Source organism: Pseudoalteromonas sp. JSTW (assembly GCF_013423925.1).
Taxonomy (GTDB): Bacteria; Pseudomonadota; Gammaproteobacteria; order Enterobacterales; family Alteromonadaceae; genus Pseudoalteromonas; species Pseudoalteromonas lipolytica.
Genome location: NZ_CP058972.1, coordinates 338,289 through 350,744, shown reverse-complemented (window position 1 = coordinate 350,744; position 12,456 = coordinate 338,289). Strand labels below are relative to the sequence as shown.

Here is a 12,456-nt window from a genome sequence, read left to right as displayed (position 1 = left end):
TGATCTTTGACCCGACCTGTTCTTGTAAGAACAGACTTAACTGGCATCTATGCCAAGATGTACAACATTAAATTGTTGTTCTAGTTCACTCTGCTACTTTCAACACCTTTACAGGTAACAACTTGAAAATAAAGAGAAAATTAGATTTTATTTGCACTATAGGAAAACATCGCTCCATAGCGCAAAAAGGCCGGTGATTAAATAATCACCAGCCCTTGCCTGATTACTCAGGCAGCGAACCTAGCGTAAGCTAGATTACTTAACCTCAACTTCAGCACCAGCTTCAGTAAGGTCTTTTGCAAGCGCTTCAGCTTCTTCTTTAGATACACCTTCTTTGATAGGTGCAGGAGCTGATTCAACAAGTGCTTTAGCTTCTTTAAGGCCAAGACCAGTTGCACCACGTACAGCTTTGATTGCAGCAACCTTGTTAGCGCCAGCGCCAGTAAGGATTACGTCAAACTCAGTCTTCTCTTCAGCAGCTTCAGCAGCTGGACCAGCAACAACAGCAGCTGCTGCAGTTACGCCGAATTTTTCTTCCATTGCTTCAACTAGAGCAACAACGTCCATTACTGACATTTCAGCAATAGCATCAAGGATTTGGTCTTTAGTTACAGACATTACAAATTTCCTAATTATTACGGACTAATTTTAGTCCAAAAAAAATATTACACCGAAAGTGAACAAAAAAACAGCTTAAAATTAAGCAGCTTGCTCAGCTTTCTGTACACGTACTGCTTCAATTGTTTTACACAATTTGCCAGCAGACGCTTCTTTCATAGCGCTCATTAAGCGTGCAACAGCTTCGTCGTAAGTAGGTAGAGTTGCTAGCATAGCTGCGTCTACTACGTTACCTTCAAATGCAGCGGTCTTAACTTCGAATTTCTCGTTCTTCTTCGCGAAATCTGAGAAGATACGCGCAGCAGCACCAGGGTGCTCTGAAGAGAAAGCGATTAAGCTTGGACCAACAAATGAGTCAGAAAGGCACTCAAAATCTGTTCCTTCAACAGCACGTTTAGCTAAAGTGTTACGAACAACTTTCATCCATACACCAGCTGCACGAGCTTCTTTACGAAGGGCAGTGATAGCACCAACTGTTACACCACGAGAATCTGCAACAACTGCAGAAAGAGCACCAGTGGCTGCTTCGTTGACTTCAGCAACAATTGCTTTTTTGCCTTGAAGATTTAAAGCCATGGGTGTTACTCCTGGTTTAATGGGTCGCCGATATTGGCTTCCCTGTTCTACTCTTCCCCATCAATGATGGAGATGCTTTTTACGGCGAGAGCCAGAAGATTAGGAAAAATCTATCTGGGGATTCACACCGTCTACGTAGGTAAAAATATTAAGGCCGAAGCCGCCTACGGTCTTGGACGGAAGCCCAATTTATCGTTTATACCCGAAGGCGTACGAAATTATGGACTTCAACCCGAATTCTTTACTTGTTTTGAAATTAACTTTCTCAACAAAATGGCGCAAAATTATAGTTCAAATTTCGCGCCATGTAAACTCTTAATTAAGCAACAGTTGTGCTTAGAGAGTTTTGGTCAACAGCAACACCTGCGCCCATTGTTGTAGAGATAGTTACTTTCTTCACGTAAGTACCTTTTGCTTGAGAAGGTTTAGCCTTCTTAAGCGCAACAATAAGAGCTTCAAGGTTTTGTTGAAGTTGCTCAGCAGTGAAATCAACCTTACCGATAGTAGTATGGATGATACCGTTCTTGTCGTTACGGTAACGAACTTGACCTGCTTTCGCGTTTTTAACTGCTTCTGCAACGTTAGGTGTTACAGTACCAGTTTTAGGGTTTGGCATTAGACCACGTGGACCTAAGATTTGACCTAGTTGACCAACAACGCGCATAGCGTCTGGAGATGCAACAACAACGTCAAAGTTCATCTCGCCTTTCTTAACTAGATCAGCAAGATCTTCCATGCCCACTAATTCAGCACCGGCTTCTTTTGCAGCTTCTGCATTAGCGCCTTGAGTGAATACAGCAACACGAACGTCACGACCAGTACCGTTAGGTAGTACAGTTGCACCACGAACGTTTTGGTCAGATTTACGAGCATCGATACCAAGGTTAACAGCAACGTCAACACTTTCTACGAATTTAGCTGTCGCTAACTCTTTTAAAAGAGCAACTGCTTCGTTGATTTCGTAATCTTTAGTCGCATCCACTTTTTCGCGGATTGTACGCATACGTTTAGTTAATTTTGCCATTATCTTAGTCCTCTACGTTCAAGCCCATCGCACGCGCAGAACCTGCGATAGTGCGAACTGCAGCGTCCATATCAGCTGCTGTAAGGTCAGGTCGTTTTGTCTCAACGATTTCTTCAAGTTGAGCACGAGTTACTGTACCCACTTTTTCAGTGTTAGGACGGCCAGAGCCTGATTTGATACCTGCAGCTTTCTTAAGTAAGTAAGCAGCCGGTGGCGTTTTCATTTCGAACGTGAAAGAACGGTCGCCGTAAACAGAGATCACTACAGGAACTGGAGCGCCTTTTTCGATAGATTCTGTACGTGCGTTGAACGCTTTACAGAATTCCATGATGTTTACACCGTGCTGACCTAGTGCTGGACCTACTGGAGGACTAGGATTAGCCATACCAGCGGCAACTTGTAGCTTGATAATAGCTTCAACTTTTTTAGCCATAATAAATACCTCATTTGGTGGGTCATAGCCTTGTGCGCGCGAGGACGCGTACTCTAACGGCTTCCCAGTTTAAAAATTGGTTCTCACTTTATGTGATAAAACAAGTTACTACTTGCCCTAACACAAAAAGGCCGCTGATTATAAGTTAATCAACGGCCTTTTTCAAGCATATTGCCAAAATATTAAACGATTTTGGCTGCTTTAATTTTTTATCTTACTTGTCTTGTTCAACTTGACCAAATTCAAGCTCAACTGGCGTAGAACGACCAAAGATAAGTACCGATACTTTTACGCGGCTCTTTTCGTAATCCACTTCTTCAACAACACCGCTGAAGTCAGCAAATGGACCATCGATAACACGAACAACTTCGCCCGGCTCAAATAATGTAGCTGGCTTAGGTGCTTCAGAGTTCTCTTGAAGACGGTTTAAGATGCGATCTGCTTCTTTTTGGCTGATTGGCGCTGGACGATCTGACGTACCACCAATAAAGCCCATTACACGTGCAGTGCTGTTTACTAAGTGCCAGCTTGCATCGTTCATGTCCATTTGTACAAGTACATAACCTGGGAAGAATTTACGCTCAGATTTACGCTTTTGACCTGCGCGCATCTCAACAACTTCTTCCGTTGGTACTAATACTTCACCAAAACTATCTTCCAAACCTTCAATCTTGATATGCTCAAGAATAGTTTGTGCAACACGCTTCTCATAACCTGAGAAAGCTTGTACTACGTACCAACGTAGTTTCTTTTCGTTCTTCTCATCCGACATGGGATTAGATCTCCAATCCAGTTAAAAAGCCTACGGCGCGGAATAAAATGCCATCTAATCCCCAAAGGATAAGTGCCATAATCACAGTTGCAACCATTACAATTAATGTCGTATGGGTTGTTTCTTGGCGTGTTGGCCACACAACTTTACGTACTTCGATACGTGCTTCTTTAGCAAATGCTAAAAATGTACGACCTTTTTCTGTTAGTGAGGCAATGCCTAAACCCGCTGCAACAGCGACCACTACACCAATAGCACGCAACAATACAGACTGATCTGCATACATGTGATTACCAACTACTGCGCCTGCAAGTAGCGCAATCGCTACAATCCACTTAACTGAATCCATCGCACTTGATGGTGTTTCTACATTCGTGCTCATAATATTATTACCTTAACTACAGACACAACAACCCTGCGCGAAGGCAGGGTTAATCCATTAAAATCTAAACTTAAAAACAGACTTATTTAAACCGATTTTTAATTTCAGACTCCACACTTATTGTGTAAAAAGTGGCAGGGGCGGAGAGATTCGAACTCCCAACCGTCGGTTTTGGAGACCGCTGTTCTACCAATTGGAACTACGCCCCTGCAAAGTGGATGCCTATTATACTTACGCAATTCATTAACACAAGAGTAAAAGATACCCAGAAGTTAAAATCTCACCTGTTAGTATAAAAATCAATATTAACATTGATTAAAAAGCAGTTTACTATCAGCCTAATAAAGGAACAAAAACACCAACAAGATGGATCTCTGTGCTGTATTTAAACACCCTATTATGCCTAATATTTTTCAGCTTAGCTGTTCTGAAAAGTCATGTTGTAAGTGCGCAATCACTTCACTTAAGCATCTTTGATAGCGAGCATGGCTTAAGTCAAAACTCCATCAATTGCAGTCTCACTGATGCGCAAGGGTTTCAGTGGTTTGCCACACAAGGAGGGCTCAATCGATTTGATGGCTATGAATTTAAACGCTTTAAAGCACATACTTCAGCGACCAGTATTTCCGGTAATTGGATTACCGCATGCTTAAAAGGCACTGATAACGACCTTTGGTTTTCAACAGCCAGTAAAGGACTAAACCGGCTTGATCCCACCACGGGCCAATTTTACACCTATTCGACCTTTACAAACCCACAACTCAGTGATGATAAAATATGGTCTTTGGCTTTTGATAAGAGTGGCAATATGTGGTTGGGTCATGAACAAGGCACACTCAGCTACTTTGATATTGCAGCGCAGCAATTTGAGACTTATCAGGTTGCTGAAAATACACAACAAAACATTGTCATCAGAGACATTATTGCAGTACAAAATACCCTGTGGCTTGCAACCAGCCATGGTCTGCTGTCGTTTAACCCTAAAACCAAACAATTTAAACATGACATCGCCCTCACCTCGCCACTTTGGCATCTTAACAAGTTAAGTTCAAATCAATTGCTCATCGGTGCAAAACAAGGGCTGTATATATTTTCAATCGATACAGAGACATCTTCCGAATTGCCGCAATTTAAGGGAGTTTGGATCACTGACAGTCTTCTCGACAATCAGCATAACCTGTGGCTAACAAGTTATGGGCAAGGCGTATACTTTTTAGCTGCGGGGGCAGATATATACACTGACGTTGCACACTATCGTCATGATGTACAAAAGCCTAACGGACTCAAAAATGATTACTTACTCTCTATATATCAAGACCCACAAGGAATTATTTGGATTGGGACCGATGGTTTTGGTATACACAGATACGATCCGAAACAGCAACAATTTGGACATCAAAGCACAACGTCAAGCCCTCACTCTCTCACGCATAATTTTATTCGTGCGATTATTAAACGTAAAAATGGCCAGTTGTGGGTTGGCACGCGCGAGGGTTTAAATCGTGCGATACCGCAAGGCTATCAGCACTATACAACCCGCTTACCCAATACCAACATATTTAGCTTACATGAGGATAAAAGGCAGCAATTGTGGGTTGGGACATACGGCGGCGGGCTTCTTAAATACCAAGATGAAAGCGATGATTTTGTCAGCTATACCATGCAAAGCCACCAGCTTAGCAGTGATCGCGTTTATGCAATTGAAAGTGATAAAGACGGCATAGTGTGGCTCGGTAGTAACCAAGGATTAACTCGCTTTGATCCAGATTCAGAAACAGTGACCCATTATCAGCACAATGCAACCCATAACAGCTTAGCCAATAATACCGTTTTCACACTTGCGTATGATAAGAATGATCACGCTTTGTGGGTGGGTACGCGTGCGGGACTCAATAAGTTTTCCATCGAAACAGAGCAATTTACATTACTTAATGAACGCACAGGTCTGAGCCATAACATGGTCACGTCGTTATTACTCAGCGACGATAAAACGCTGTGGGTCGGCACAATGCAAGGCCTCAACAAGGTCAATAAACAAAACTTTGATGTCGAGCATATTAGCGAGCAACATGGCCTAGTAAATGACAATATTTTTGACATTTTAGCCGATAAACAAGGCTATTTATGGTTAGCTACCAATGGCGGATTAACACGTTATCATCCAATAACGGGCAGCATACAACCGTTTTTACCTGAAGATGGAATCCAGCATCAATCCTTCATTCTTGGGGCTAGTTTTCAAGCGATAGATGGCGAGCTATTCTTTGGCGGAATTAATGGTTTTAATCAGTTTTACCCTGACAAGCTCACCTTAGATCACACTCCCCCCACTCCCGTATTAACCGAGTTATTGCTTAATAACCGTGAAATTAGCACTGATTTTTTTGACCACAGCACCGACACGCTGATCAATGCGACAAACACGTTCTCTTTCGCAAAATCAGCGGGAGTTATTGGCTTTAAATTTAGTGCATTAAATAACGCCGCCACACCAAAGCATTATCAATATGGCTATAAACTAGCGGGGTTTGACCAACAGTTTTTATATAATGATGCATCGCAACGTCAAATAAACTATCCGCAGCTTCCTGCTGGACATTATCAATTACAGCTAAAAGTAAGGGATCAATATGGGCAGTGGAGTGAGGATACCACCCTACTCGAACTGAAGGTTGTTCCACCTTGGTGGCAAAGCAATGTCGCTTATATATCTTACACACTATGTGCAATGACATTAGCATGGCTGGTTATTAGTTCAATTTATCAGCGCAAGCTGGCCGAACAGCAAAAACAAAAAGAAATTGAGTTAAATAAATTAAAAGATCAGTTCTTAGATAATATAAGTCATGAACTAAAAACCCCATTGAGCTTGATTCTGGCTCCTATTAGCCAGTTACAGCAGTCCACCCACAGTTCGAAGGCTCAATCGCAATTAGCAAGCATAAAACGTAATTGCCAACGCTTGCTTGACTTAATAAATCAACTACTGCAACTGAGCAAACGACCCAGTACGGCCGTGCATTATGTATCCGCTTATTCATTAACGACTTTTTTAACTGATCTCATCGATGACTTTGCGCCGCTATTCGCCCAAAAACAGCTTAAATTTAATTTTCAAGATCACTGTGAAACTGTGTGCACTATAAATATCGCGCCTAATCATGCGCACTCTATCGTCAGTAACCTGATCAGTAATGCGCTTAAATACACCCCGGCAGGCGGTGAGGTTCGAGTGTGTTTGCATCAAAGCGATAACCTCGCGCATATCAGCGTGTCCGACACAGGAATTGGCATTGCAAAAGACCAACAGGTGAAAATATTCGAAAGGTTTACTCGCTTAGACACATGTTCAGAAACCGGCAGTGGTATTGGGCTTACATTAGTGAAACAACTGGTCGAGGATTATGGCGGTGAAATATCACTAACTAGCTCGCCAGCGCAGGGCAGCTGTTTTACGGTCTCGCTGCCTACAGTTATCAGTGCAACAAAACAAAACTTGCCAACGGTCACCACCCAACCTGGCTTAAGGCAAACACTCATGATTGTTGAAGACAATAGTGATATGAGTGAGCTGCTCTTGTCACTATTTAGTGAGCAGTTCAATTGCATCTGTGCTTGCGATGGCCAACAAGCCTTGTCACTTTGTCAGTCTGAATTACCCGACCTTATTATCAGTGATGTTATGATGCCTAACATGGACGGATACCAAATGCTTGCGAAGCTTCGTGCTGATAACGCGACCAGTCATATCCCCGTTTTATTATTATCTGCCAAAGCTGACACGCCTAGCCGTTTAAAAGGCCTTGATTTACTAGCTGACGACTTTTTAAGTAAACCCTTTGAACCGTCTATTTTACTAAGCAAAGTAAAAGGCCTACTCAGTTTACGTTATTTACTAAATCAACACTTAGCGGCTCAACTTACCTCTGAGATACAAAGCGACAATAATGAGTACGTTACGGTGCAAACTAAAGACTCTGTATTTACAGAGAAGCTTAAAAAGGTGGTCCGAGAAAACTATCAGTCGGATCAGTTTTCAATTGAACAGCTGGCATCAGCACTGTGTTTAAGCCCTCGGGCACTGCAGTTAAAAATGAAAGCACTGTATTCACTCACCCCTTCTGACTATTTACGTAACACACGTATTGAGTATGCAGCAAAACAGCTAATAGAAAGTTCATTAGCCATAGGCTTAATAGCAGAAAATAATGGGTTTAGTTCTCAAAGCTATTTTGCTCGCAGCTTCAAAGGACACTTTGGTGTATCGCCGAAGCAATATAGAGAAAAGCATCAGAAACAGCCTGATTTTCGCCTAAGTGAATAAAGTCTTCGCATATGTACTATTAATAAAGCACTGATTTTTATAGCTTATCCATACTATCGTTCATAACTTTGCCTCCCCGTTATGACGTTTATTTACTGCATGGATATAAGTTAAGGAAATCAAATGTTCGCTAAAAAATACCCTATAATTACGGTGGCCTTACTCAGTGCTGCATTATGCGCATGCCAAAGCACAACAACTTCAACAACAAATCAAAACAGTCCAAATGTGAATGAAGTAGCACAGCAACAGTATAACGGTCCAAAAGCACGTATTGCCGTGGCGCGCTTTACTGATAAATCAAATGATTCACGATGGTGGCGAAAAGAAATTGGTGAAGGCATGGCTGATCAATTAACGACTGCGCTGGTCAGTACGAACCGTTTTATTGTATTAGAGCGTCAAGCACTTGATGCCGTCTTGTCAGAGCAAGATTTAGCGGTATCTGGAAGAGTAAGCGCTGCATCGGGGGCGGCTTACGGTGAAATTGAAGGAGCTGAAATTGTGGTTGTGGCCGCAGTAACCGAATTTGATGACGACAGCTCAGGTGCCAGTGTTGGCAGTGGCGGCTTTATTGGTGATGTGTTTAGCTCGGTATCGGCAGGCTTCTCAGGCTCGCATATGGCAATTGATCTACGCTTAATAGACACACGCACTTCGCGTATTCTGGCAGCCACCAGCGTAGAAGGCGGAAGTAAGGACTTTGACTTCACCTCAGCAGCCACTAACTTTGGCGGCGCACTCGTCGGGGGTAATCTCAGCGGATGGTCAAACACCCCTAAAGAAAAAGCCTTACGAGAAGTGATTGTTAAAGCCGTCGAGTTTTTAGAAAGCAAAGTACCTAGCACTTACTATCGCTACAATAGTGATAATACCATTGCTACAGGACACTCTGCTCCAGCCCCTCTAAGAGTGACAGCAAAAGCAACTGGCGCAAAAACCGCCGTCGCAAACACACCGTCAGTCACAGTGCCCACTCATAGAATGCCCCATTACGAAAAAATGGACTTGGCAATGTCTCGTCTAAACTTAGTCTGCTTGGGCTACTTAAAAAACCAACCTCATTACGAAGAGTTTGAAACAGAAGATGTAAAATACGATCGCGCAACGGTTATTGCACTCACTGAATATCAACAAGAAAATAAACTCACCGTCACAGGTTTGGCAGATGAAAAAACCAAACAGTCACTCGATAATACCCAATGTATTGCTAAAACGAATAAATCAGGGCTGGAAAGCTTAGGCAGTATGTTTAAATTTAACTAATTGAAGTAACCAAGCTTAATAACGTCAATTAGCCTTATACAGCCAGTAATAACCACTGGCTGTATTGGCAAAAATGAGTGACGGTGTCCCTGAACGGTTTATTCTCATTTTTGCTAACATCTTCCATTTATAAAATTTGTACTAGTTCACCACGATAAAAGTCACACAATAACCAAATTTGCTGGAATGGATGCCCTTTTGGTACATCGAGATGAGTGAGCACGGCCTTAAAATCATCTAAGTGCCAAATAGTGCTGGCATTACGGATCAATAACCATGGATGCTCTGATTCATACTGTTTTTTCGCTTTTTGCGCGAGTAACCGATGCAGTGCACAATGTAAACGCTGATCGCTTGGCTCAAGTGCCATCTCAGCAAGGTCGCGCTGCATACCAATTGACAAGGGCCGTCCTAATACGGCCATCGCCTCTGTTTCACTGGCGTATAAATGCGCAATTTCAATATCGAGACGCTGCTCACCTTTATAGCAGCTCACATCAGGCTTACTTGGTGTATTATGCCAAATATTGCGCATTTTGATCCCAAACTCTTTTTCATAACAGCGCAAAAATAATTTTGCGGCGCCATGCTCAAGGGCTATTTTTTCTTGCTCACTATCACGATTCATTTAATGTCGCATATACATCACTTAATAACCCCGAAGCACCAAACCTAAATAGTTTAGGCTTTATATAGGCTTCACCCATTATAGATTCAGCTAAGGCCAAGTATTGAGCGGCATCAGCAACGGTTCTCACTCCCCCTGCGGCTTTAAAACCGACGTTTTTACCGCTTGCTTTAATTGCGGTTAAAATTATCTCTGTTGCAGCTAAGGTTGCATTAACCGCCACTTTACCCGTACTCGTTTTGACAAAATCAGCCCCGCCATCAATCGCAAGTTGGCTCGCTTTAGTTATTAACTCATCTGTTAATTCGCCACTTTCGATAATCACTTTTAACACGGCTTTATTGCCGCAGGCATCTTTTGAGGATTTGACGTACGTTAAAACCTTCTCTTCATCACCTGCAATAAGGGCTTTGTATGGGATCACTAAATCAATTTCGTCAGCGCCACGCTCAATAGCAAACAAGGTTTCATTTATCACCTGTTCTAAAGGCTGCTCTCCTGTTGGAAAATTGGTGACGGTGGCCACCTTTACTTGCTTTAGCGCACGCTCTGCCAACGCTAATTTGGCATCACTAACAAACTGACTATAAACACACACCGCCGCAGGTACGCCTAACTTTGGCTGAATACTGGCAATAAGATCTTCAATTGTTTGTGCCGTATCGGTGTCATTGAGGGTTGTTAAGTCCATGAGTGCCACAGCTTGGGCTGCGATTGTTTGCATGTTTTTCATAAATCTTATTTTTGTGTTGCCATAATAGTGACCCATAGTAGCAAATTTTTATGTTCTGGCTATAACTCATAACGAATCACCATAAGCCTAGTTATTTTCTTGTAACTCGCCGCAATCCCTTGTTAACTAAGTCTTAAGCCAAATAGAACCACCCAATATAACTTTTAGTTATATAAATTGGGTTTTAATTATTTTTTACTTAACAATACGCACTATATTCTGCTTGTCTGCAATAAGCAGTTTCTGTGATGTTTTTTAGGGGTATAAACAACGTGCAATATTTACCTATCTTTACCAAATTAGACGACAGGCCCGTATTGGTAGTCGGCGGTGGAGATGTTGCGTTACGCAAATGCCGCGCATTTTTAAAAGCGCGCGCACACGTGACGTTAGTAGCCCCTGAATTTTGTGATGAGCTTATAACCCTTGCAAACACGGGTGAAGTCACGCTAATTAACGACATATTTCAAGAGCACCATTTAGATAAACAAATGTTGGTTATTGCCGCAACAGATAACGACGCAGTTAACAGCACGGTTTTTGAGCTTGCTAACGCACGCAATATTTTCGTTAATGTCGTTGATGATCAACCTAAGTGTAGTTTTATCTTTCCCTCGATTGTTGACCGTGACCCTATCACTATTGCTATCTCAAGCGCGGGGACAGCCCCTGTTTTAGCACGTCGCTTACGTGAAAAGCTCGAAACGCTTATTCCACAACATATTGGCCCTTTGGCTACTTTAGTCGGGAGTTTTCGCGACAAAGTAAAGCAACGTTTTAAACATTTCGCCGACCGTCGCCAGTTTTGGGAAGGTGTGTTTGATTCATCGGTTGTGAGTAAAGTGCAAGCAGGCGACACCACCGCAGCGTCGGCGCAACTAGAGCAACTACTCGAAGCCAAGCCTGAGCCCGAAGGTGAAGTATATGTTGTGGGCGCAGGCCCTGGTGACCCAGAGCTATTAACGTTAAAAGCCCTGCAATTAATGCAACAAGCCGATGTTGTTGTGTATGACTACCTTGTGTCTGATGAAATTATGGAACTAGTGCGTCGCGATGCCGACTTAGTGTGTGTTGGCAAGCGCTTGGGCGATCATAGTGTGGCACAAGAAGATACCAATCAAATGTTAGTTGATTTTGCTAAACAGGGTAAAAAAGTATGCCGCATTAAAGGGGGCGATCCATTCATTTATGGCCGTGGCGGTGAAGAAGTACAAGTGCTTGCTGCCAACCAGATCCGCTATCAAATTGTTCCTGGTATTACTGCTGCAGCCGGTTGCAGTGCTTATGCGGGTATCCCATTAACACATAGAGACCATGCACAAGCCATCCAATTCGTTACTGGGCACTGTAAAAAAGAGGGTCAAGAACTCGATTGGCAGTCGCTTGCTAAACCTAATCAAACCTTAGCGATTTATATGGGGGTGATTAAGTCACCTCATATCCAAGCACAATTATTAAAACATGGTCGCGGTGCAGATACACCAGTGGCCATCATTGAAAACGGCACACGTAAAGAACAACGTGTCGTGACGGGGCAGCTAGGTGAATTAGCCGATTTAATTTCACGGCACAGTATTATTTCACCAGCGTTATTAATTATTGGCGAAGTTGCATCACTGCATCATCAACTTGCTTGGTTTGGCCAAACGGCACAAACCAGCAGCTTTGCCCAGCCTTTAACAGGCGTAGCGTAATTTAAC

The 12,456-nt window shown here is 42.7% G+C and carries 11 protein-coding genes and 1 tRNA gene; 3 read left to right on the top strand and 9 right to left on the bottom strand.

Annotation, left to right across the window (positions count from 1 at the left end):
* Positions 1-255 precede the first annotated feature (255 nt).
* From rplL to GZH31_RS01670, 7 genes are all read right to left on the bottom strand, one after another.
* Entirely contained in the window at positions 256-618 is a 363-nt protein-coding gene (gene rplL, locus GZH31_RS01700; protein ID WP_036971568.1) for a 50S ribosomal protein L7/L12, read from the bottom strand.
* A gap of 81 nt (positions 619-699) precedes the next feature.
* Positions 700-1,194, bottom strand: a complete 495-nt coding sequence (gene rplJ / locus GZH31_RS01695; protein WP_036971571.1) for a 50S ribosomal protein L10 — start codon at positions 1,192-1,194, stop codon at positions 700-702.
* A gap of 319 nt (positions 1,195-1,513) precedes the next feature.
* The gene (gene rplA, locus GZH31_RS01690) at positions 1,514-2,218 is read right to left on the bottom strand and encodes a 50S ribosomal protein L1 (protein WP_036971573.1); all 705 of its coding nucleotides are present in this window, start codon (positions 2,216-2,218) and stop codon (positions 1,514-1,516) included.
* 4 nt (positions 2,219-2,222) lie between these two features.
* Positions 2,223-2,651 carry a 50S ribosomal protein L11 gene (rplK, locus tag GZH31_RS01685; RefSeq protein WP_036971575.1) on the bottom strand — a complete coding sequence of 143 codons (429 nt, stop codon included), beginning with the start codon at positions 2,649-2,651 and terminating at the stop codon, positions 2,223-2,225.
* A 214-nt stretch (positions 2,652-2,865) separates the two neighbouring features.
* Positions 2,866-3,423: a transcription termination/antitermination protein NusG gene (gene nusG / locus GZH31_RS01680; protein WP_036971577.1), complete on the bottom strand. Its 558-nt coding sequence runs from the start codon at positions 3,421-3,423 to the stop codon at positions 2,866-2,868.
* Positions 3,424-3,427: 4 nt separating this feature from the next.
* Positions 3,428-3,805, bottom strand: a complete 378-nt coding sequence (secE, locus tag GZH31_RS01675) for a preprotein translocase subunit SecE (RefSeq protein ID WP_036971579.1) — start codon at positions 3,803-3,805, stop codon at positions 3,428-3,430.
* Positions 3,806-3,937: 132 nt separating this feature from the next.
* A tRNA-Trp gene (locus GZH31_RS01670) sits at positions 3,938-4,014 on the bottom strand.
* Positions 4,015-4,181: 167 nt separating this feature from the next.
* Between GZH31_RS01670 and GZH31_RS01665 the strand changes: the two genes are divergently transcribed.
* On the top strand, positions 4,182-8,129 hold the full coding sequence (locus GZH31_RS01665; RefSeq protein WP_244223138.1) for a two-component regulator propeller domain-containing protein: 3,948 nt from the start codon (positions 4,182-4,184) through the stop codon (positions 8,127-8,129).
* A gap of 123 nt (positions 8,130-8,252) precedes the next feature.
* On the top strand, positions 8,253-9,395 hold the full coding sequence (locus GZH31_RS01660; RefSeq protein ID WP_075594522.1) for a CsgG/HfaB family protein: 1,143 nt from the start codon (positions 8,253-8,255) through the stop codon (positions 9,393-9,395).
* Between the two features lie 127 nt (positions 9,396-9,522).
* Here the strand turns inward: GZH31_RS01660 and GZH31_RS01655 are convergent, their stop codons facing one another.
* Positions 9,523-10,023, bottom strand: coding sequence for a hypothetical protein (locus GZH31_RS01655; RefSeq protein WP_036971583.1), 501 nt, complete (start codon positions 10,021-10,023; stop codon positions 9,523-9,525).
* Positions 10,013-10,756, bottom strand: a complete 744-nt coding sequence (deoC, locus tag GZH31_RS01650; RefSeq protein WP_036971793.1) for a deoxyribose-phosphate aldolase — start codon at positions 10,754-10,756, stop codon at positions 10,013-10,015. Before deoC ends, GZH31_RS01655 begins: the two co-directional genes overlap by 11 nt.
* 272 nt (positions 10,757-11,028) lie before the next feature.
* On the opposite strand from deoC, the gene cysG reads away from it, so the two are divergent.
* Positions 11,029-12,450, top strand: a complete 1,422-nt coding sequence (gene cysG / locus GZH31_RS01645; protein WP_036971795.1) for a siroheme synthase CysG — start codon at positions 11,029-11,031, stop codon at positions 12,448-12,450.
* The last annotated feature ends 6 nt before the right edge of the window (positions 12,451-12,456 follow it).

What these genes read in the sequence shown, in the direction of transcription:
- nusG (WP_036971577.1), bottom strand. Translation starts at nt 3,423, where the DNA reads ATGTCGGATGAGAAGAACGAAAAGAAACTACGTTGGTACGTAGTACAA.
- rplJ (WP_036971571.1), bottom strand. Translation starts at nt 1,194, where the DNA reads ATGGCTTTAAATCTTCAAGGCAAAAAAGCAATTGTTGCTGAAGTCAAC.
- GZH31_RS01655 (WP_036971583.1), bottom strand. Translation starts at nt 10,023, where the DNA reads ATGAATCGTGATAGTGAGCAAGAAAAAATAGCCCTTGAGCATGGCGCC.
- secE (WP_036971579.1), bottom strand. Translation starts at nt 3,805, where the DNA reads ATGAGCACGAATGTAGAAACACCATCAAGTGCGATGGATTCAGTTAAG.
- rplL (WP_036971568.1), bottom strand. Translation starts at nt 618, where the DNA reads ATGTCTGTAACTAAAGACCAAATCCTTGATGCTATTGCTGAAATGTCA.
- deoC (WP_036971793.1), bottom strand. Translation starts at nt 10,756, where the DNA reads ATGAAAAACATGCAAACAATCGCAGCCCAAGCTGTGGCACTCATGGAC.
- rplK (WP_036971575.1), bottom strand. Translation starts at nt 2,651, where the DNA reads ATGGCTAAAAAAGTTGAAGCTATTATCAAGCTACAAGTTGCCGCTGGT.
- rplA (WP_036971573.1), bottom strand. Translation starts at nt 2,218, where the DNA reads ATGGCAAAATTAACTAAACGTATGCGTACAATCCGCGAAAAAGTGGAT.
- GZH31_RS01660 (WP_075594522.1), top strand. Translation starts at nt 8,253, where the DNA reads ATGTTCGCTAAAAAATACCCTATAATTACGGTGGCCTTACTCAGTGCT.